Here is a 20742-nt window from a genome sequence, read left to right as displayed (position 1 = left end):
CACCCCTCCGCACCGATGCCGGCGACTCTGCGTGCTGTTCATCGCCACAGTGCCGCGCGCTGCGGGCAGCGTCATCACCCACGCGGGATGAGCTCAGGAGGACAGGCTCGCGGACGCCCCGACCCGTCGCGGCGTGACCTGCCGGATGCTCAGGATCATCATGCCCGCGGTCTGGAGCATCGCCACCAGATCGGCGATCCCCTGCTCGCCGTGGACCTGCAACCGAAAGACCCCGGAAGTCCGGTGATGAGCCAGCGGGCCCGCGCAGAAGACCAGAACCGGAGGTCGCAGCTCCCCCTGAACGGCAACCTGGTACGACGAGCCGTACTCATGCGCTGCCATCGTCTCCCCCCTCCGGATCGATGTCGATCCGCTCTGCCGATTCCCGGGCCGGGCCCAGGATCCGATGGACCTCGACGACCTCGATGCCCAGGGCCCGCAGTCTGGCCAGCAGACCGTAGAGAGCCGACTCGTCGGGGATGCTGTACACGACGGTGCTGACCTGGTCGACTGCCACAGTCACAGCTTCCATGTCACGAAGGTCCTCTTCAGGTACGGCGCCCGCCACGCGGATCTCGTACGTCGCGTCGACCATCGAACCCACTCCGTTCCAACGTGTGCTTTCGACGCTCGCAAAGGTGAAGTGCCATCGCTTCATCCCTGTGGGGTGAACTCCCCCGCGCCGATCCGCAGGCAGGTCCCGCCCGCCTGCCCGACTCGACACCGGCAAGTCTCCGAATGTCCGGCAATCGGACGAGAAACGCTGGTTTTACGGGACATTCCGTGATTTCTTCGAAGGGTGCGATTCATCGCGCACCGCCTCCCCAGCGTTCAGTGATGTCGCACGCCGTCGCGAGGAGGGGAGATGCCGAGCGATCAGTACGTAGGGGTGGAAAGACAGCGCAGTACGTCCCCGGATGCACCGTTCTACGGTCACCTGAGGTCCCCGACCAGGACCACGGCGACCCCGCCGGGGACAGTACCGCGGCCGGCGCTTGTCGACCGCTTGAGCCTGGGGATCCAGCGGCCGCTCACGCTGGTCTGCGCGCCGGCAGGCTTCGGCAAGACGATGCTGCTGAAGTCGTGGGCAGCGCAGTACCAGGGCTCGGCCGTCGTCAGGCGCGTCGCGCTGGATTCGGCCACTGACGATCCGCCGGCCGTGGTGGAGTCGCTGCGCGACGGTCTGTCCCGTCGCGATCACACCGGGCTGGTGCTGGTGGTGGACTGCGGCGACCTCACGGTCACGCCGACGTTCGGACGCAGCCTGGATCGCCTCATCCGCGGCAGTGCCGGACGCATCCGGGTGGTGCTGGCGACGCGGTCCGACCCGCCGCTGCCCTTGCACCTGTATCGGTTGGCAGGCACGGTCGCCGAGATCCGGGCCAGTGACCTGGCCTTCACGATCGACGAGACCGCGGCGCTGATGCACGAGCACAAACTCGAGTTGACGATCTCGGAGGTCGCCGAACTCCAGGCCCGCACCGACGGCTGGCCGGCCGCCCTGATGTTCGCGGCCATGAACCTGACCGGGAAGGCCGACCCGGAGCAGGTCATCCGGGACTTCCGCGGCGACACCGGAAACCTCGCGGCGTACCTGATGACCGAGGTACTCGACGCCCAGCCGCCGGAGCTGCGCGAGTTCCTGCTCCGGACCTGCATCGTCGACGAGCTCCGGCCGGAGCTGGCCGCAGTGCTGACCGGCCAGGCTGCTGCCGGTCGGTCGTTGCAGTTCCTTTCCCACGGAAACTCGTTCGTCCAGCCCGTTCCGGGAACGGCGGACTGCTACAGCTACCAGGCGCTGTTCCGCGAGTTCCTTCGCGCGCAACTGATGTTCGAGTCGCCTGCCCTCGTTCCGGTACTGCACCGCGATGCCGCTGCCTGGTTCGCCCAGAACGGTCAGCCGCTGCAGGCGATCCACCACGCCGTGACGGCCGGCGAATGGCAGCACGCCGCCCGGTACCTGGTGGAGGACTTCGAGGTCGCCGGCCTGCTGGTCGGGCAGCGGCGACAACAGCTGACAACGTTGTTCGCCGGCCTGCCCGATGACCTGGACGGTTCGGAGGCCGCGATCATCCGCGCCGCCCGTGCGCTGGCCGAGTTCGATGTCGACCGCTGTACGTCGCAACTCCACCAGGCCGCGGTCCGGCTGGACCGGCAGACGTCCGCTCGACGGCAGCCGGCCGAGTCGGCCATCAAGGTGCTGCAAGCGGTCTGCGCGAGCCTCGGCGAGGATCCCGAGAGCGGGCTGGTGCCGGTGCTGATCGCCGAGGCCGACCTGAGAGCGACGTCGCCGGAGTCGGCCGTCGCGCATCCGGAGCCGAGGCTGTTGGTTGCCGGCAGCAAGGGACGCGTGCTGCTCCAGCGGGGAGACTTCCCGGCGGCCCTGGGAGCCTTCACCGAGGGCATCGCGCTCGCGGAGGAGCACGGCGCCCAGGAAGCCCTGGTCGACTTCCTCGGCATGGCCGCGCTGGTAGAAGCGGCCTGGGGACATCTGCGTCGCGCCGGCGAAGTCGTCGCGCAGGCGACCTCGGTGGCAGAGTCCGGGGCGCAGCTGCCGCAGTCCGCGATCGTGGCCGGGGCCTGGGTACACACCGATCGGAGCGAGCTGCCCAGCGCCGAAGAGATGATGCAACGTGCCGAGGAAGCCGTACCTGGCCATGACACCCGGGTCCTCGCGGCCGCACTCGCCCTGGTCAGGGCCAGGCTGCTGCGAGCGAGCGGCAAGATCGATCGTGCCGCTGCGGAGCTCCGGGCCGCGCGTGACAGCTACGGCGCGCAGGGCGGCTGGCTCGGCGAGGCTCTGACCATCGACGAGGCGAAGATGCTCGTGGCACAGCACCGGCCACGAGACGCCATCACGACGATCGAGCAGTCCGCGAGTCGTGACAACGTCGGCTCGCGGCTGGTGCTGCAGCGAGCTGCTGCCGAGGCCGGCGACCCGCCGTCCGCTGAGCCGCTCCCGGCCCCGGATCGCGCCGTCGCACTCGAGACCCAGGTGGACGGCTGGCTCGTCCAGGCCGCGGAATCGATCAGGACCGGAGACACCGGCCGCAGTGGTCTGTGCCTGGAACGGGCCCTCAGATTGGCCGCACCCGAGCAGCTCCGCCGTCCGTTCGCGGAGGCACCGCCGGTGCTGCGAACGCTCCTGCAGCCCAGCGGTGACGTGATGACACATCACCCGTGGCTCCGCGCGCCGGGTCCTCATGGTCGCGACCGGACCACCGGCCCCTGGCTGGTGTCACGACACGACCTGATCGTCACCGCGGCGCTGACCAGCAAGGAACACGAGGTGCTCGAGTACCTCGCCGAGTTGCTGACCACCGAGGAGATCGCCGAGACGATGTACGTCTCCGTCAACACCGTGCGGAGCCATGTCCGAAGCATCCTGCGCAAGCTGAGCGCATCCCGCCGGAACGAGGCCGTACGGCGTGCGTGGGAGTTAGGACTGCTGCCATCCCGCCCTGAGGCCTGACCCCGGGCCTCAGGCGCCGTGCTTGGGCCGGACATCACGACCGTGGAAGGTCAGCGCCCAGATCACCAGGACGTCGAGCGCGACCATGATCGTGACCCAGCCCGGAGATGCGGAGAGGAACGCCATGTTCGTCAGAATGCTCACGACGGCGAGGAGTACTCCGACGGCCCGCGCCCACACCTGACCCATCAGGACACCGAAGCCGGCGACCAGGACGGCGGTGCCGACGATCAGATGTGTCCAGCCCCAGCCGGTGTAGTCGACATGGATGGCCAGACCGCTCTTCGGAACCGCGTAGTAGTCGTCGTTCAGCAGCGCGACGAGCCCCTCGAAGGCGTGCATCGCACCGATCACCAGCATCACCACGGCGGCGAAGACGATTGGGCCTACCCAGCCTCCGTGCGGCGCCCGGACGCGCCTGTCGATGTCCGACATGGTCAACTCCTCATCGTGGCGGTCCGGATCGCCAGTCGTAGATGACCGACGTACCCAGGACGAAGTCCTGCACAGAGTGCTGGCGGCGGCCGGCACACAACAGCAGTCCGAGCGGGAACAACACACAGAACAAGGCCCGCAGCAGGGCGATCAGCGGACCCGTCCTTTTACCACTGCGACCGACGACCCGCAGCCCCATCAGGTGGCAGCCGTAGGTCCGTCCGGTGATCGACCAGGCGACGAAGAGGTAGCCGGTCATGACCAGCAGTACGGTCACCACGCCCGGCAGGGGCGATGCCTCACTGAACTGGAAACCCCGCGGATGGATCAGGAACCTCAGCCCGTTGAGGCCTACGTATCCGGCCAGCACCGCCACCACCACGACGATCCCGTCGATGACACCGGCGACCGACCGGGTCACGAGCCCCGCGCGTCGTCCCTGGTACTGCTGCGCCTCCCGCGGGACGATCGACACCGGCTCGTCCGTTCTCATGGCTGCTGAGGCGTCATCTCAGGTTCGGCCCGAGGGCGCCGCAGCCTCAGCCGGGCCACCACCCGGCCCACCGCCTCATCGCCGGAGATACCTTGCATGCGTACGCCGCGGACCGTCTCGGACGCGACAGACCCGGTGGACTGCCGGATCATCTCGGCGAGGTCGACCTCCGCGATGACTCCCTCCGCCAGCCCGGCCATGTCGATCCGGGCCAGCACCTCCGCCGCCACCGCGGGAACCATCCGGTCCAGCACTACAGACAGCTGGTTCCCCAGCTCTGCGCGTCCTTGGCCACCGCGCCTGGCCAGACCTTCCAGCCAGGTAGCCGCCTGGTATCGCTCCGCCAGCATCGGCGGCCGCAGGACCACGACGGCGACCGGGCCGAGGACCCCACCGACCCGTCGGCGGACCGGGCTGAGCGCTCCCCCGACCCGGCGTCCGACCGACTGCGCGGCGGCCGCTGCCAGCACAGCAGCTCCGACTGCCGCGTCGAGGACGACGATCGCGTCCGGGGTAGCCGGGGCCGCATCAGGCGGGTTCTCGGACTGCTCTGAAGTGACCACGCGACCATGCTGCGTCCCGACACCGGAGGCCACCTCATCCTCGGTGGGGGAAACCACCGGGAACGGATGGTCAGAACACCCCGCTGCGGCGCATCTGGCGGGGGCGGCCGTCGGGGTCGTAGATCACCCTGTACAGCGGTTCGGCCCAGAGCGCCTGGAAGCGGCTCACGGGTTGCGGCTCGTGCGGACGGATGCGCCCTGGCGGACGGATCCCCCTCTTGCCGCCGGCGTGCCACGACTCCAGCTCCGCGGCGGTGCGCTGCCACAGCTCGAACCCCGCCGACAGGTCGAGCTGCGCCAGACCGGACCGCGGCAAACCGAGATGCTCCGACCACACCTCGAGCCGCAGGTCGCGGGCGAGCCGACGGGTGCCCTCAGCAACCGGATCGCGGTCGTCGGGCGTCGCGTCCAGGACCGCGCAGGTGAGTTCGCTGTCACTGGTCCAGGAGCGCCGGTTGAAGTTGTCCGAGCCGCAGGTGAACCACACGTCGTCCACAATGCAGATCTTCGCGTGCACATAGATCGGCGTCCCCGCGGCATTCTCCAGGTTGTAGATCCCGACCCGGGCGGGCGCGGCCGCGCGCAGCAACCGCACTGCGCGCAACTGCCCGAAGCGTTCCGGCGGGCCGGTCACGGCGCCGTCGGCATCCGGGTACCGCGGTACGACGATGATGACGCGGAGATCGGGCGACCGCTCGAGGGCATCGCTGATCCCCCGCGCGATCAGCTCCGACCACAGGTACTGGTCCTCCAGGTAGATCAGCTTCCGCGCGTTCGCGAACGCCTTGCCGTAGGCGCGGGCGATGCTCCGCTCCCCCTGCGGCGCGAACGGATAGCCAGGACGTTTGCGGGCGTACGTCCGCAGCACCTGTACGGCGTGCGGCCCGGCCGGCGGCGGATCCGGGAACGTCTCCGACAGTGCCCGCGGATGCCGCGGCATCCGCGCCATCCGTTGCACGATCATCCGGTACGGCGTGCGCCGGTCGAGCGGTTGACCGTCGTCCCAGCGCTCGATGAAGGTGCGGAGCAGATCGCCGACGACCGGTCCGCGGATCTCCAGCGCCGCATCGTGCCAGGGCGTGCGGACGCCGTACCTGCGATCCATCGGCGCCTGCTGCGGATCCCCAAGATGGTCGCTGTCGTCGCGACGCTGGTGGGACAGGTCGATGCCGCCGACGAACGCGACCGCCCGGTCCGGCCGGCCTTTGTGCCGGATCACGAACAGCTTCTGGTGGTGCGAGGACAGATGCCTGACCCGCTGGTCGAGCAGCACCTCGGCGCCGGCCTTGTTGAGCTTCGTCCCCAGCCGCCGGTTCTCCCGTGCGTTGAACTGCAGGTGATCCGAGTGCGAGCGCCAGAGCAGCGCCCTGACCTCGACTCCCGATCGGGCCAGCTCAGCCAGCACGGTCCCGATCGCGGGGCCGTCGGGCAGCAGCTTCTCGTCCGCATCGCCACGCCAGTCGGTGAAATAGACCCGGTCACCGGCCCGTAGCGCGCACAGTTCCTCGTACAAGCGACGGAAGTAGGTTGCCCCGTGGATCAACGGCCGGACCAGGTTGCCGTCGACCCACGACCCGTCGATGTCTCCCACCCGGTCGATGTCGGTTCCGGGATTGCCGCGCTCGTCCGGCCGGAGGAACCATTGCCCGGCAGTGTCGTCGATCATCGTGCCGTCTCCCGGTCGAGTGGGCGGGACAGTCCGCTGCGCTGGCCGAGCTGTTCGAGATACCTGACCAGCACGCGGTGGAGTTGGTCCGCACCCCGGATGGGCCTGTCCGGGATCACCAGGTCCGGTGGTGCCAGCAGCAGCGCCCGTCCCTGCCACCCGCCGAGTCCGCCGTGCGAGCCGACCAGACCCTCGAACGCGGAGACCTCGCCGGTGTCCTGGTCGACCGAGCTGTTCACGTACAGGTCAGGCGCCTCCGGCATCGATACCGCTCGCAGCAGGTCTCCCGGGGCGTATGGCCCGAACGGCTCGAGCGGATCGACTCCGGTCACCTTGCCGTCGGACAGCCGGTGGACACCCGACGGCCCGAGTGCCAGCGGCCCGTGCTCGGTGCTCATCACCGCGATGAAGCCGATTCCGTCGTGGTTCACGAGCCCGGGGATCAGTGCCGGCCAGCGCCCGGTGATCTCCTCCATCGTCAGCCGGCGCTGCTCGGCGGCGTACACCAGGCCGAGGTTGCCCGAGCCGAGGACGACCAGGTCCGAACTCGTGGTGACCGCCGGTGGTGCGGCCCGGTCTTGCACGCGTAGCGCCGCATGATGGGCCACCCGTCCGGTGCCGGAGCCGCCCTTGGCCAGATCCGCCAGGAGACCGTTCAGCCGGCCCCAGCCCTCGACCGACTGCTCGACTGTTTCGACCCGGGCTGCGGTCAGCTGCGAGCAGACCGCAGCCAGGTCGGTCCCGTTCCGATCGGCGAAGATCTGTCCCTGGGACTGCCCGTGGTCGGACAGGACGACCAGCCGGTACGGGCGTGGTGCGGCTGCGGCGACGGCCGCCAAGCACCCCAGCACACGATCGAGTCGATCCAGCGTGCCCAGCGACTCCGGCCGCAGGCCGCCGGCGTGATGGGCCACCTCGTCGTAGTCGACGTAGTCGACGTACACGACCCGGGTGCCGTGCATCATCTCCTCGGCCACCAGTGCGGTGTTGAGGTCGCGGAGTACGACGTTCGTCACTGCGCGGAGGCCGGCGAACAGCCAGCCGCGCTCTCCCCGCGGGCGAACATCGAGACGGCGTTGCCGGCGCGACTCGAACCTCTCCCGGGCGATTTCCGCGACCGCTCCGGCCAGGCTGCCGGCGAACCCGTCCGGCCGGGCGAGATACCAGGCAGCGCGGCGACGCGTGTCGGCCGAACCGCGGGCGAGCTCGATCTTGCTCATGGTCAGCACCGACCGCTCGGCGTCACCGCTGAAGAGATTGGAGATACTCACGCCGCCGTCGGCCAGCAGCCCGCGGCCGTCGGAGGCCCTGTGCTCGACCTCTGCCGCGTCGGCGGCCCGGTTGGTGACCAGCACGCGCCCCAGGGTCCGGTCGTACCAACGGAAGGCGGGTACGCCGTCGATGCGGCCGTGCAGGATTCCGAGCTGACTGGCGGGCGTGGTCGGCGGCAGCACCGGCGTCCACTCCACCAGCCGATAACCGTCGTCGCGGGTCCAGCGCCCCATGGTGGGCAGCGTGCCGGCGAGAAGCTTCCAGCGCAGGACCGGGAACGGCACGCCGTCGAGCTGGATGAAGATGACGCCGGGAGCCTCGGGGTCTTCGACCGGTTTCTGGCGCCGCCTGGTCCGGCGGACGAGCGCAGCCGTGAAGGCTTCCGACGTACCGGACGTGCAGAGCCACGCCACGATCGTCGCCGTGGCCGCCGCGATCCACGCGGCGGCCAGCACGACCCAGAACGAGTCCGCCTCGACCCCCGGGATCAGGGTCAGCGCCACCGCCAGGATCACGGCCTGTCCGAGCACCGCCACGAGGAGTACTGCGAGCCACCCGATCGCGGCGCTCACGGCGACCAGCAACGGACGTACCAGCGCACCGACCAGCGCGGTTGCCGCCGCCGAGGCGAGCAACTGCCCGAACGACGAGAAGCTCAGGCCGGGCAGCACGGCGTCCGCGAGGGCCAGGGCGAGGACCGAGCTGACATAAGTCGCGACGATCCGGCCGAGATCGCCGGCGCGGACCAGCGGTGTGGACACGGTGCCGCGGCCGTCACTTACGGAGGGCACGCGGACGCGTCAGCGCCCAGATGATCCACACGTCGAGCGCGATCAGCAGCAGCGACCAGAACGGCTGGTAGGGAATGAAGAAGAAGTTGTCGACCGCGCTGAGCACCGCCAGGAACAGCGCGACGACGCCGGCCCAGACCGCACGGGAGAACAGACCGATCCCGGCCGCGATGAGGGCCAGACCGAGGACCAGGTGGATCCATCCCCAGGCGGTGATGTCGAGGTGGAAGGCATAGCCCCGGACCTGTACGAAGTACTCGTCGTTGATGATCGCCGCCAGGCCGGAGACGACCTGGAAGCCGCCGATCATCAGCAGCATCGTGGCGGCGAAGGCGACTCCGCTCATCGCCCAGCCCGAGTCGGCCTGCGACTCGACAGTGCGGTCGTCGGTCATCTGTGTCCACCTCTCCTGCCAGGATCTGCACGGATTTGCATGGTCCTCGACGGACGTCGAGCGGCGCGTCGACAGTAGGACCGCTCCGACCGTTGCTGCGTCACCCTTGGCGGACGACATCCGGCGCCCTGATGCATCAACGGCGAAGGATCATCCCAGGTGGGTGATGCCGGCCCGGGACGGTCTGCGCGATCTTCGAAGCCCGGCGCCGGTTGGGACAGGAGGTTGCGTCGATGTCCGCAGGCTCCACGGACTCCCCCAACGGCAGCGCGCCGGCCGCGCCCGAGATGCTGCCGCGCGGAGTCGTCGTCCTGCTCGGCACCGCGGCCGCAGTCGTGACGGCCGCGGGGGTACACCTGTTCGCCGGGATCCTCGGTCCGGTGTTCCTCGCGCTCGTCCTCACGATCGCGGTGAGTCCACTGCGGCGGCGGCTGATCGACCGAGGCGTCAAGGGGTGGCTGGCCGGGCTGATCGCACTGGTGGTCGTGAACGCCTTCTTGCTCGGAGTCGTGGCGATGCTGGCCTTCTCGGTCGCCGAGCTGGCCGGCCTGCTGCCGACGTACCAGGACAAGTTCACCGAGCTGGTCGCGGATGTCCGCGGCTGGCTGGCCGACCGCGGCGTGGGTCAGGAACAACTCGAGGCTGCCCTGCGCAAGCTCGACCTCGGGGCACTCTTCAACACCCTGCAAGGCTGGCTGAGCGGACTCCTGGGGATCTTCTCGCTGCTGGTGCTCGTCGTCGCCGTGCTGTTCTTCATGGGCCTCGACGCCGTGGACTTCCCGGACCGCCTGCGGCAGGCGTCGCAGGACAAGCCGGACGTCATCGCCGCTTTGATCGGCTTCACGAAAGGTACGACCCGCTATCTGATCGTCTCCACGGTCTTCGGGGTGATCGTGGCGGCGTTCGACGTCGCGGTCCTTTATCTACTGGACATTCCGCTGCCCTGGCTGTGGGGACTGCTCGCCCTGATCACCAACTACATACCCAACGTCGGCTTCTTCATCGGGGTGATCCCGCCCGCGCTGCTGGCTCTTCTCGACCAGGGCTGGGGCGCCTTCTTGTGGGTGATCGTGCTGTACAGCGTCATCAACTTCATCATCCAGTCGGTCATCCAGCCGAAGGTCGTCGGTGACACGGTCGGGCTGTCCACGACCCTGACCTTCCTCTCCCTGGTGTTCTGGGCCTGGGTCCTCGGCCCGCTGGGCGCCGTACTGGCCATTCCGCTGTCGCTTCTGGTCAAGGCCCTCCTCCTTGATGCCGCGCCCTCCACCCATTGGCTCGCCGGTCTGGTCTCCGGCGGCCCGGTACCGGAACAGGCCCCGCCCGCTTCGCCGGCCGAGCTGCCCCCGGACGAAGTCACCGCCGAGCAGGTCGGATGAGGAGGTCGCCATGTGGCGCTCAGTTCTGTTGCACGAGTTCGCGGACACCAACATCCGGAGCTTTCAAGGCCTGCCAGGCAACTTGTCGCCGGGCTCGCTCGCGCCGAGCCCGTCGGACGGCGTCCTCCTGATCGCACCGGGCCGCAGTCTCCACTACGTTCTGGAGACTCCCCTTCTCGACGTGGCCGGGGTCAGCTGCGTCGTGCGGTTCAGGCACCCTGCTCAGGCCGTCGACTCGTCGGTGCGGATCCTTCGCCTCGGCGACGAATTCGTCCTGGGTCTCGAACCGTTGACCAAGTTCCAGGCCCTGGTCCGCGTCCGGGTGCACCGGGTCTGGCACGACATCGGCCAGCTGCCGACCCCCAGTTCGCGCTTCGCGGAAGTCAGATTCGACTGGCACACCAACGGCAAGACGTACTTCCGGGTGGACGGGCGGCTCGTCGGCTACCACGACGCTCTCAGCCGGGGCAGCCGGCTCACCATCTCCGATGTCGCCTTCGGCGCGCCCGAGTCCCTCGCCACCTCGCCCGACCCGCACTATCAGCTGGGCGAGTTCTCCGTCCGCGCCCTCAGCCGCCACGCACGCTGGCCGCGCCGGCACGCGTCAGGTGTGCGCAAACCGTGAGGTCAGATGTCGGATCCCCGGGCCTGTGTGATGGACCAGATGATCCACACGCTGAGCCCGATCACCACCAGCGACCACACCGGTTGGACCGGAATGAAGAAGAAGTAGTCCAATGCGACCAGGCCCGCGATGACGATCGCGACAGTCCCCGCCCAGGCTTTGCTGGTGAAGACGCCGCCCGCGACCAGGATCGCGCCGATCCCCAGCGCCAGATGGATCCAGCCCCACGTGGTGGTGTCGAGGTCGAAGGCGTAGCGCCGGCTGACGACCAGATAGTCGTCGTCGAGGATCGCGGCCAGCCCGGCGACGACGGAGAACGTACCGATAATGAGCAGGGTGAAGCCGGCGAACGCGATGCCGCCGATCGCCCCGCTCGGGACACCCTTGTGGGTGTCCATGGGGTCCAGGTCCCTGTACGCCATCGTGCCCGCCTCCTGGTTATCCGTCTTCGTGCCCGACGATCCCCGCCGCTCCCCCGCATCACATCGTCCTGCGGGGGTGAGATGCGGGTGGTCGGAGCCGGACAGCCAGCCGCGCGGCCAATCGCCCGAACACCGCTCCGACGGCCACCCCGACCAGAACGTCGCTCGGATAGTGCACACCCGTGTACACGCGGGAGAACGCAACGGCCGACGCCATCACGCGGAGGCCCGGCCGCAGCCTGGGCAGTAGGCCTCCGACCGCGACCGCGAAGGCTGCCGCGGACGCGGAGTGCCCGGACGGAAAAGATCCCGAGGAGGGCATGCGCACCCACCGCTGCACCGGAACGCCGAGGCCGTGCCGGTCGGGCCGCCGGCGTTCACCAGCCAGCTTCTTGATCGGCTGGTTCACCACGAAGGAGGTCGCGCCGATCGCGCCGAGCCCCGACAACGCCGCGCGCCGGCCGCGCGGGCCGCCGAACAGTGCGATCCCCCCGGCCACCAGGAACCACAGCTTGGAGAAGTTGGCGAGATCGGACACCCGCCGCAGCGGCTCGTCGAGGGCCGGCGTCGACAGGCGCGCGACTGATCGGTAGACGGCGCGGTCGTAGCCGGCCAGACGGTGGTCCATCACGGCCTCCGGTGAGCCGCATCCACTGTCATCCGGTCGCGGCCGAGGGCGATACGCACCAACTCGGCCAGGCCGGCCCGAAGGCCCTCGGGAGCAAACGCCGACGGCGACGAACCGGGGTGCTGAGGCGCGATGCGTACCCGGAGAACACCGGGCCTGATCTGGAACCGCAGCGGTGTGTCGAGGACGAGCGCCTCACCGTCGACGCCGGCCGGCAGTTGGCGATCGGCATCGACCTCGAAGGACGGAGCCGTCCACTCCCGCCAGGGACGCTGACGATGCCCCTGATCGCTACCCGCCGGCGCCCCCATGACCGTGATGCCGAGAACTCCGTCGTCGATCCGCGGGCGGGTGCCGGAACCGACCGCGCGACCGAGCCGGTACCGGTTGTTCGAGACGAGGAGGGCCGCGCCGCCGCGGTGTCCGTCACCGCCCGGCCCGGTCCAGCGCATGTCCAGTTCGCTGCCACCGGCGCCGAGCGCGTCCGGCACCGTGTCGAGGATGGTCCGGATCTTGGCGGCGCGATACCCGCTGCGCTGCACCGCCTCGGCGTACAGGCCGAGCGACACGTTGTTGACGAACACCCGGCCGTTCACCTCGGCGAGGTCCACCAGCCGCTCGCCGCCGTCGACGAAGGCATCGAGGGCACCGACCACGTCGTCACGGTCGACCCCGAGGTCGAGCGCGAAATGGTTGCGCGTGCCGGCGGGTATGCAGGCGTAGGGCAGCGAGAGCTCGGCGGCGATCGCGGCGACGATCGCCTGCGATCCGTCGCCGCCGGCCATCGCGAGCCCGTTGGCGCCCCGGGCGACCGCACCGCGGACCAGAGTTTCGAGGTCGTCCCCGGCCTTGAGCTCGATCGGCTCGATGCCGCGGTCGCGTGCCTCCTTGGCGACCGCGAAGCGTGCCGCCTTTCCCCCGCCGGACTTCGGATTGAAGAACAGCACCGGATGCTCCGGAGGCGGCACGCGCGGCAGGTCCACGTGGGCGGCAAAGCTGGCTCGCGTCGCCGCCAGGGTGACCAGGAGCCCTGCCAGGACGAACAGATCGACGCCGAACTTCCCGCCCACGACAATGAAGATCACCGCACCGGCAAGCGCCAACGCGGCCACGGCCAGCCCCAGCACGCGTAAGATCCCGCGTCGCAGCACGCCGAACCATGCCGCGACCGCAGCGATCACGACGCAGGCCAGGACACCGAGCCCGCGCGGAAACTCACTCACGGCGACCGCCACGGCAAGCACGGCCGTCGCCCCGCCCACCACCAGCGCCACGACCGCAGCCATTCGGCGCCTCACGAGTTCCACCCCATCGGTCCGCCTCAGAGTCCCCGGCGCCGAGTCCCGGCGCCAGGCCCATCCTGTGCGGCCGCCATGCTCGTGGCATCCCACACCCGGGATGATCCGGCCCGATCCTCCCTGCGGGGTGATGCGGCGGCCCCTTGTTCTGCTGAATCGTCGGCGAAGTACGCGGATCGCAGGGTGGGGCCGGGCTCGTCCGACGAGCCTGGTCGGCGACGGCGAGAAGGGCGGCCGATCATGGCGACGACTGTTGAACACCTGACTCTGGACGAGCGCAGCGCACGCGGTCTGGCGGCACGTGCGCGAACCGGTCCGGACAGTCACAGCGGGTGGACGCCGGCCCCCGACCGGCCGGACCCGGTGGCGCTCATCGAGGAGCAGAACGAGCGACGGGAGCCGGATCTGGTCCCGGTCCGGCACGGCCGGATGATGGCCTCACCGTTCACGTTCTACCGTGGTGCCGCCAAGATCATGGCCGCGGACCTCGCCGGTACGCCGACCGCCGGCCTCGAGGTCCAGCTGTGCGGTGACGCGCACCTGTCGAACTTCGGCGTCTTCGCCTCACCGGAGCGGAACCTGCTGTTCGACATCAACGACTTCGACGAGACCCTTCCCGGCCCCTTCGAGTATGACGTCAAACGTCTGGCCGCGAGTCTCACCGTGGCCGCCCGCAACAACGGGTTCGCGAAGTCGGACGCGCAGGCGATCACGAAGGCCGCGGTCAGGTCCTACCGGGAGACGATGGCCCAGTTCGCCTCCATGCGAACCCTCGACGTCTGGTACGCCCACACCGCCGAGGACGAGATCAAACGGTCGGTCGCCGCCTTCCTGGCCGGTGCCGACGGCAAGGGGAAGCAGAAGGGCAAGGGGAAGGGGAAGGGAAAACACAGCGCCGACCCGGACGGCACGACCAGCATGACGGGCAAGGAGCGGAAGGAGGCGACGAAGCGGTTCGAGAAGAACGCGCAGAAGGCGCACTCCCGCAACAGCGATCAGGCGCTGTCCAAGCTCGGTGAAGAGGTCGACGGCCGCTACCGCATTGCCAGCGTCCCACCGGTGATCGTCCCCGCCCGTGACCTGCACACGGCGTACGGCATCAAGCCCGGAGAGCTCGAGGACGTCGTCTTCGAGTTGTTCCGCGACTACCGCTCCACCCTTCGGCCCGACGTCCGGCAACTGTTGGAACGCTTCGAGATCATCGACTGGGCACGCAAGGTCGTCGGCGTCGGCAGTGTCGGAACCCGAGCCTTCATCGTCCTGCTGCAGGGCCGTGACCGCGGCGATCCGCTGTTCCTCCAGGTCAAGGAAGCCACCAGGTCGGTGCTCGAAGGAGTCTTGCGCAAGAGCACGTACCGGCAACCGGGCGAGCGGGTGGTCCAGGGCCAGCGGTTGATGCAGGCCAGCAGCGACATCTTCCTCGGCTGGTCGAAAGGGGTGCAGGCCGATCGCTACTTCTACTGGCGCCAGCTCCGCGACATGAAGGGCTCCGCGCTGGTGGAGTTGATGGCGCCCGCGACGATGGCCTTCTACGCCCGCACCTGCGGATGGACCCTGGCCCGGGCGCACGCCCGCTCGGGTGACGCCGTATCCATCGCTGCGTACCTCGGCGACGACGACGCTTTCGACACGTCGATCACAGACTTCTCCGAGCGGTACGCCGCCCAGAACGAACAGGACTTCGCCGCCTTCACCGATGCGATCGGCTCGCACCGGATCGAGGCCGTCCAGCAGGTATGACCCCGGGGCCCCGACGTATGAAGCTTGTGCCCGAGTCGCTGCAGGGCTACCACAGGGCCTGGCTGACACGCGACATCATCGCGGGTCTGACGCTGGCGGCGGTGGCGATCCCCGAGGTGATGGGCTACACCTCCATCGCCGGTACGCCGATCGTCACCGGGTTGTACACGATCATCTTCCCCACCATCGTCTTCGCCCTGCTGGGCTCCTCCCGGCTGCTCGTCGTCGGCGCGGACTCGGCCACCGCCGCGGTGCTCGCCGCGGGTATGACCGGTCTCGGTATCGCCGGTGTCACCCCCGGATCGGCCGATTGGCTGGCGCTCACGAGCCTGACGGCGCTCGTCTGCGGTGTGCTGCTGCTCATCGCTCGGTTGCTGCGACTGGGCTTCGTCGGGGACTTCCTCAGCGCGTCCGTACTGATCGGGTTCCTGACCGGTGTCGGCATCCAGGTGCTGTCCGGGCAGATCCCGGACCTGCTCGGCATCCCGAAGGGCACCGGCAACTGGTTCGAGCAACAGTGGCACTGGATCAGCTCACTGTCCTCGGCCCAGGTCGGCACGGTTGTCTTCGGCCTGAGCACGATCGTGATCATCGAGGCCTTCAAGCGCTTCATCCCGGTCGTGCCGGGAGCCATTGTCGCCGTCCTCCTGCTGACTGCGATCTCGGCCCTGACCAACGCGCACGCGCACGGCGTCGCCGTCGTGGGTGCCATCAAGGGTGGCTTCCCACCGCTCGGCCTGCCGTCGGGAATCTCGTGGTCGGACGTATCCAAGGTGATGCCCACCGCCGTGTCCTGCACGGTGCTGATCATCGCCCAGAGCGCCGCCACCTCCCGCAGCTTCGCGTTCAAGCACGGAGCCGCGGTCGACATCAACCGCGACATCGTGGGACTCAGCGGGGCCAGCCTCGCCGCCGGCCTCAGCGGCACCTTCGCGGTCAACGGCAGCCCGACCAAGACGCAGATCCTCGACCAGCAGAAGGGGCGCACCCAGCTCGCCAACCTGACGATGGCGGCGGTCGCGCTGCTGTTCACGATGTTCTTCACCGGGCTGCTGGCCGACATGCCCAAGGCGGTGCTCGCCGGGATCGTCTTCCTCATCGGCGTCAGCCTGATCGACGTGCCCGGCCTCCGCCGGCTGTGGATGCGACGCCGGAACGAGTTCGTGGTGGCGCTCATCACGACGGTCACGGTCTTCGCTGTGGGCGTCGAGCAGGGAATCATCCTCGCCGTCGTCCTCTCGCTGCTCGACCTGGTCCGGCGGCAGTACGCACCGGGCGACTACGTGATCGGCCAGGACCAGGCCGGCGAGCCGACCTATCAGGCGGCGGTGCCGGGCGCGCAGAGCCTGCCCGGCCTGATCCTCTTCCGGTACGACGCGGAACTCTTCTACGCCAATGCCAACCGGTTCGCCGACGCTCTCGAGTCGGTGATCTCCGCCGCTCCCGACCCCGTCCGCTGGGTCGCGCTGGACTGCGGCGCGATCGACGACATCGACTACTCGGCCGGGGTGACGCTCGCCAACCTGGTCAAGTACTGCCAGGCGCACAACGCCCGCTTCGTGCTGGTCCGGCCCGATGACCAACTGCTTGCCACGCTCGGTACCTACCAGACGCTGGACGCGATCGGCGAGGACAACATCTTCCCGACCCTCGCTGAGACCTTCCGTGCCTATCGGGCCGACGCTGCTGCAAGCGCGCCGTAAAACTCCCTGGAGAGGAAACAGACTCATGAGCGAGACCGGCACGGCAGCGTCCTCGGCGACCGATGCCAAGGTGCCGCCGTACACCCAGGCGGCCGAGGCCGTGGTTGCCGCGGCCGGATCCGATGCCGATGCGGGGCTTACCGCAGCCGAGGCGGCGAGCCGGCTGTCGTCGTACGGCCCGAACGAGATCGCCGCGGAGAAGCCGCCCTCGATGTGGACCGTCGCCGTCCAGCAGCTGCGCGACCCGATGAACCTCATGCTGGTCGCCGTCGTGATCGTCAGCCTGCTGATCGGCGAACTCTCGACCGGCATCATCGTTGCCGTGCTCATCCTGCTGAACGTCGGGCTGGGCACCCGTCAGGAGCTGACGGCACGGGCGAGCGTCGATGCCCTGTCCAACCTGCAGGTACCGCAGGCCCGGGTGATCCGCGACGGCGAACCGGCCATGATCGCTGCCACGCAGGTGGTTCCGGGCGACATCGTGCAGGTCGAAGCGGGCGACATCGTGTCCGCCGACGGTCGCATCGTCCGGTCCGCGACGCTGGAGGCACAGGAGGCCGCGCTCACCGGGGAGAGCGCGCCGATCGCCAAGGGCACCAGCGCGCTGGCCTCCGCCGACGTCGGCCTGGGCGACCAGACCAACATGTTGTTCCAGAACACGTCGGTGACCCGGGGCACCGGCACGATCCTGGTCACCGCGACCGGGATGCACACGCAGATGGGCCGGATCGCGACGATGCTCACCTCGGTGAAGCGCACCCGGTCACCGCTCCAGCGGGAGCTGGACTCGCTGACGAAGGTCCTCGGGCTCGTTGCCTGGGGGTCGGTCGCGGTGATCGTGGTGGTCGGCCTGATCCGCGGAACGCCGGCCAAGGACCTGCTGCTGCTCGGCACCGCGATGGCCATCTCGGCGATACCGACCGGCATGCCGGCTTTCGTCTCGGCACTCCTCTCCCTCGGTGCGAAGCAGCTCGCCGAGGCGAAGGCCGTGGTGAAGAACCTCACCGACGTCGAGACGCTCGGTGCGACGAGCGTCATCAACACCGACAAGACCGGGACGCTCACGCTGAACCAGATGATGGTCTCGACGCTGTACGTGAACGGGACGTGGTTCACCGTCGAGGGAGAGGGATACCGCACCACCGGCGCGATCCGTTCGGTGGCGGGCGGTCCGGTGCCGGACTTCACCCGGCTCGGTCTCGGGCTCGCGCTCGACAGTGACGCAGTCGTCGGCGACGACGGGTCGGTGATCGGCGATCCGACCGAGGCCGCGCTGGTGGTGCTGGCCGCGAAGCTCGGCATCGACGCCGAGGAGACCCGGCACACCTACCCGCGGCTGTCGGAGGTCCCGTTCGATTCGGAGTACAAGTTCATGGCCACGTTCCACCGGGTGACCGTGGACGGCGTCGAGCAGGTCATGGAGCTGGTCAAGGGCGCACCGGACGTCGTACTCGGGCGCTGCACCCAGGCGGGTGGACCGCTCAGCGGCTCGCAGGTCCCGATCGCGCAGGCGCAGGACGGCATCGCCGAGGCCAACGAACGGATGGGTCGCAAAGGTCTGCGCGTCCTCGCGTTCGCGGCCCGTCTGGTCGCCGACCACGAGATGTCCACCATGACCGACGATCCGATGTCCTTGACCCAAGGGCTGTCCTTCGTCGGGTTGGCGGGCATCATCGACCCACTGCGCGCGGAGGCCAAGAGTGCGGTCGGTACGGCGCTCACCGCCGGCATCGACGTACGCATGATCACCGGTGACCACGCGGTCACCGCTCAGGCGATCGGCGCGGAACTGGGCCTCGGTCCGGGAGCGATCAGCGGCACGGAACTGGTCGCGCTCACCGACGAGCAACTGAAGCACCGGATGCCCGAGTTGCACGTGTTCGGACGGGTCACTCCCGAGGACAAGCTGCGGCTCGCCCGGGTCATGCAGGAGCAAGGCATGATCGTCGCGATGACCGGCGACGCCGTCAACGATGCGGCGGCCCTCAAACAGGCCGACATCGGCGTGGCGATGGGAAGCGGCAGCGAGGTCACCAAGCAGGCCGGGCGGATGGTGCTCACCGACGACAACTTCGGCACCCTCGTCCATGCCGTCGAGATCGGGCGGCGCGTCTACGACAAGGTCGTCTCGTACGTGCGGTACCAGATGACACAACTGCTGTCGCTGGTCTTCCTCTTCCTCGCCGCCACCGTGTTCAACATCAACGACGGGGTGGCGATGACTCCGTCGATGGTGCTGTTCCTGCTGTTCTTCGCCACCGCTGTCGGTGTCGTGATCATCGCCGTCGACCCCGGTGATCCCGACGTCATGCATCGTCCGCCACGCGATGCCGGCGTACCGATCTCGAACCGGAAAGCCGTGATCAGGTGGATCCTCTACGCCCTGGTCCTGTTCGTCGCCGCCTTGCTGCCGCTGGTCGCCGGGCCTGACGATCCGAGTACGACGAAGGGCACCGTGTCGATGACGATGACCTTCGTGGTGATGGGCCTGGGGACCATGTTCAATGCCGTGGTCAACCGTCGCGACCCGACCAGCGGTGTGACCCCACCGATCGTGAAAGCCCTGGCGATCGGCCTGATCCCTGTCGTCGCGCTCTTCCTGGCGACCCAGCTCCCGACGATCCAGAGTGGGCTGCTCACGGTCTCACTGTCGCCGCGACAATGGCTCGTCTGCTTCGGCCTCGCCGCGATCCTTCCGATCGTGGTCGAGTCGGACAAGGCGATCAGGAGGCGCGGGCAACGGCAGCCTGCGGCCGCCCTCGGGACGGAGCGCGCCGTCGCGCCGGCCCGCGGCCGGAGCACGTCCGGAGCCCAGGTCCACGCGGATTCGGGCTCGTCCGCACAGGGTGATGCACAGCCATCCGCCGGGCGGTCGACTGGTGTCGCCCGATGAGTGCGAAGGCAGGAGACAGCGCATGACATCTCGCGAGCGGCGGATCGCCGACTTCATCGAGCCGTTCCGGGTCGAGCCAGGCTCGAAGGTCAACCTGGCCAAGGATTTCGACCCCGGCTTCCGGGGCACGATCCGTTCCAAGAAGCGCGGCCGCAAGCTCCTGAACCAGGGCGTCGAACTGCTGGCCGAATACCAGTCCCGGCTGTACGCCGAGCACACGCACGGTGTCCTGGTGATCCTGCAGGCGCTCGACGCCGGCGGCAAGGACGGCACCATCCGCCACGTCATGACCGGGGTCAACCCCCAGGGCGTCTCGGTGAGCGGCTTCAAGGTCCCCTCCAACGAAGAGCTGGATCACGACTACCTGTGGCGCTACGGACTGCGCCTGCCGGCTCGCGGCGAGATCGGGATCTTCAACCGCTCGCACTACGAGGAGGTCCTGGTCGTCCGCGTGCACCCCGAACTCCTCGAGCGTCAGAAACTCCCGGACGACTCCCGCAAAGGGCTGTGGAGACGACGCTTTCGCGAGATCAACCAGTGGGAGCGGACCCTCAGCGACAACGGCTTCAAGATCGTGAAGCTGTTCCTGAACCTGTCCAACGAGGAACAGCGGATCCGCTTCCTGCGCCGGATCGACCTTCGCGACCACAACTGGAAGTTCTCCGCCGCCGACATCCGCGAGCGTGAGTACTGGGACGACTACCAGCGCGCGTTCTCGAAGATGCTGTCCAGGACCAGCACCGAGTGGGCGCCCTGGTACGTGATTCCCGCCGACCGCAAGTGGTACGCGCGGATCGCCGCGGGCGCCGTGATCGCGAACACCTTGATGGAGATCGATCCTCGCTATCCCAAGGTCGGCAAGGACGCACGGGCGGCGCTGCAGAAGATCAAGCTCGAGCTCGAGGCACAGGCCGCGGAGGGCGCGGCGGCCGACCCGTTCGAGGAAGAGCAAGAAGCCTAGACCGAGG

Annotated in this window: 18 protein-coding genes; 7 read left to right on the top strand and 11 right to left on the bottom strand. The window is 68.8% G+C overall.

The annotated features are described in order from the left end of the window. Positions 1-93: 93 nt before the first annotated feature. Together ABT313_RS41645 and ABT313_RS41640 are read right to left on the bottom strand one after the other, a co-directional pair. Positions 94-342: a hypothetical protein gene (locus tag ABT313_RS41645; RefSeq protein ID WP_350866113.1), complete on the bottom strand. Its 249-nt coding sequence runs from the start codon at positions 340-342 to the stop codon at positions 94-96. Then, positions 329-595, bottom strand: a complete 267-nt coding sequence (locus ABT313_RS41640) for a DUF8691 family protein (RefSeq protein WP_350866112.1) — start codon at positions 593-595, stop codon at positions 329-331. Before ABT313_RS41640 ends, ABT313_RS41645 begins: the two co-directional genes overlap by 14 nt. Before the next feature lie 270 nt (positions 596-865). Here ABT313_RS41640 and ABT313_RS41635 point away from each other — a divergent pair, with 270 nt between their 5' ends. Further along, on the top strand, positions 866-3472 hold the full coding sequence (locus tag ABT313_RS41635) for a helix-turn-helix transcriptional regulator (protein ID WP_350866110.1): 2607 nt from the start codon (positions 866-868) through the stop codon (positions 3470-3472). Positions 3473-3481: 9 nt separating this feature from the next. Here the strand turns inward: ABT313_RS41635 and ABT313_RS41630 are convergent, their stop codons facing one another. From ABT313_RS41630 to ABT313_RS41605, 6 genes are all read right to left on the bottom strand, one after another. Next, positions 3482-3907 carry a DUF7144 family membrane protein gene (locus tag ABT313_RS41630; RefSeq protein ID WP_350866108.1) on the bottom strand — a complete coding sequence of 142 codons (426 nt, stop codon included), beginning with the start codon at positions 3905-3907 and terminating at the stop codon, positions 3482-3484. A gap of 10 nt (positions 3908-3917) precedes the next feature. Continuing rightward, positions 3918-4400: an RDD family protein gene (locus tag ABT313_RS41625; protein WP_350866106.1), complete on the bottom strand. Its 483-nt coding sequence runs from the start codon at positions 4398-4400 to the stop codon at positions 3918-3920. Then, positions 4397-4963, bottom strand: a complete 567-nt coding sequence (locus ABT313_RS41620; protein WP_350866104.1) for a hypothetical protein — start codon at positions 4961-4963, stop codon at positions 4397-4399. The genes ABT313_RS41625 and ABT313_RS41620 overlap by 4 nt, the downstream gene beginning before the upstream one ends. Before the next feature lie 70 nt (positions 4964-5033). Further along, complete coding sequence (locus tag ABT313_RS41615; RefSeq protein WP_350866102.1) at positions 5034-6629, bottom strand: phospholipase D family protein; 1596 nt, start codon at positions 6627-6629, stop codon at positions 5034-5036. Further along, positions 6626-8692, bottom strand: coding sequence for a phage holin family protein (locus ABT313_RS41610; protein WP_350866100.1), 2067 nt, complete (start codon positions 8690-8692; stop codon positions 6626-6628). Before ABT313_RS41610 ends, ABT313_RS41615 begins: the two co-directional genes overlap by 4 nt. Beyond that, positions 8676-9086, bottom strand: coding sequence for a DUF7144 family membrane protein (locus ABT313_RS41605; RefSeq protein ID WP_350866098.1), 411 nt, complete (start codon positions 9084-9086; stop codon positions 8676-8678). Before ABT313_RS41605 ends, ABT313_RS41610 begins: the two co-directional genes overlap by 17 nt. Before the next feature lie 233 nt (positions 9087-9319). On the opposite strand from ABT313_RS41605, the gene ABT313_RS41600 reads away from it, so the two are divergent. Both ABT313_RS41600 and ABT313_RS41595 read left to right on the top strand, forming a co-directional pair. Beyond that, on the top strand, positions 9320-10465 hold the full coding sequence (locus ABT313_RS41600; RefSeq protein ID WP_350866096.1) for an AI-2E family transporter: 1146 nt from the start codon (positions 9320-9322) through the stop codon (positions 10463-10465). Positions 10466-10475: 10 nt separating this feature from the next. Beyond that, positions 10476-11090, top strand: a complete 615-nt coding sequence (locus tag ABT313_RS41595; RefSeq protein WP_350866095.1) for a hypothetical protein — start codon at positions 10476-10478, stop codon at positions 11088-11090. A gap of 2 nt (positions 11091-11092) precedes the next feature. On the opposite strand, the gene ABT313_RS41590 is transcribed toward ABT313_RS41595, so the two are convergent. From ABT313_RS41590 to ABT313_RS41580, 3 genes are read right to left on the bottom strand one after another with little or no spacing between them, the layout of a single operon-like run. Next, the gene (locus tag ABT313_RS41590; RefSeq protein ID WP_350866093.1) at positions 11093-11512 is read right to left on the bottom strand and encodes a DUF7144 family membrane protein; all 420 of its coding nucleotides are present in this window, start codon (positions 11510-11512) and stop codon (positions 11093-11095) included. Between the two features lie 58 nt (positions 11513-11570). Then, positions 11571-12140, bottom strand: a complete 570-nt coding sequence (locus ABT313_RS41585; RefSeq protein WP_350866091.1) for a phosphatase PAP2 family protein — start codon at positions 12138-12140, stop codon at positions 11571-11573. Next, positions 12140-13426: a diacylglycerol/lipid kinase family protein gene (locus ABT313_RS41580; protein WP_350866089.1), complete on the bottom strand. Its 1287-nt coding sequence runs from the start codon at positions 13424-13426 to the stop codon at positions 12140-12142. Before ABT313_RS41580 ends, ABT313_RS41585 begins: the two co-directional genes overlap by 1 nt. Positions 13427-13678: 252 nt before the next feature. Between ABT313_RS41580 and ABT313_RS41575 the strand changes: the two genes are divergently transcribed. Genes ABT313_RS41575 through ABT313_RS41560 form a run of 4 tightly spaced genes read left to right on the top strand, consistent with a single transcriptional unit; the run spans position 13679 to position 20735 of the window. Beyond that, the gene (locus ABT313_RS41575) at positions 13679-15178 is read left to right on the top strand and encodes a DUF2252 domain-containing protein (protein WP_350866087.1); all 1500 of its coding nucleotides are present in this window, start codon (positions 13679-13681) and stop codon (positions 15176-15178) included. Positions 15179-15195: 17 nt separating this feature from the next. After that, a complete protein-coding gene (locus ABT313_RS41570) occupies positions 15196-16881 on the top strand; it encodes a SulP family inorganic anion transporter (protein ID WP_350866085.1) in 1686 nt (561 codons plus the stop codon). Positions 16882-16906: 25 nt separating this feature from the next. Then, the gene (locus ABT313_RS41565) at positions 16907-19774 is read left to right on the top strand and encodes a cation-translocating P-type ATPase (protein ID WP_350866083.1); all 2868 of its coding nucleotides are present in this window, start codon (positions 16907-16909) and stop codon (positions 19772-19774) included. A gap of 22 nt (positions 19775-19796) precedes the next feature. Further along, positions 19797-20735 (top strand): polyphosphate kinase 2 family protein, encoded by a 939-nt coding sequence (locus tag ABT313_RS41560; RefSeq protein WP_350866081.1) that lies wholly within the window; start codon positions 19797-19799, stop codon positions 20733-20735. Positions 20736-20742: the final 7 nt, after the last annotated feature.

The sequence above is a fragment of the Kribbella sp. NPDC000426 genome (assembly GCF_040300265.1).
In the GTDB taxonomy this organism is placed as follows: domain Bacteria; phylum Actinomycetota; class Actinomycetes; order Propionibacteriales; family Kribbellaceae; genus Kribbella.
This window is presented reverse-complemented; position numbering and strand designations above follow the sequence as displayed.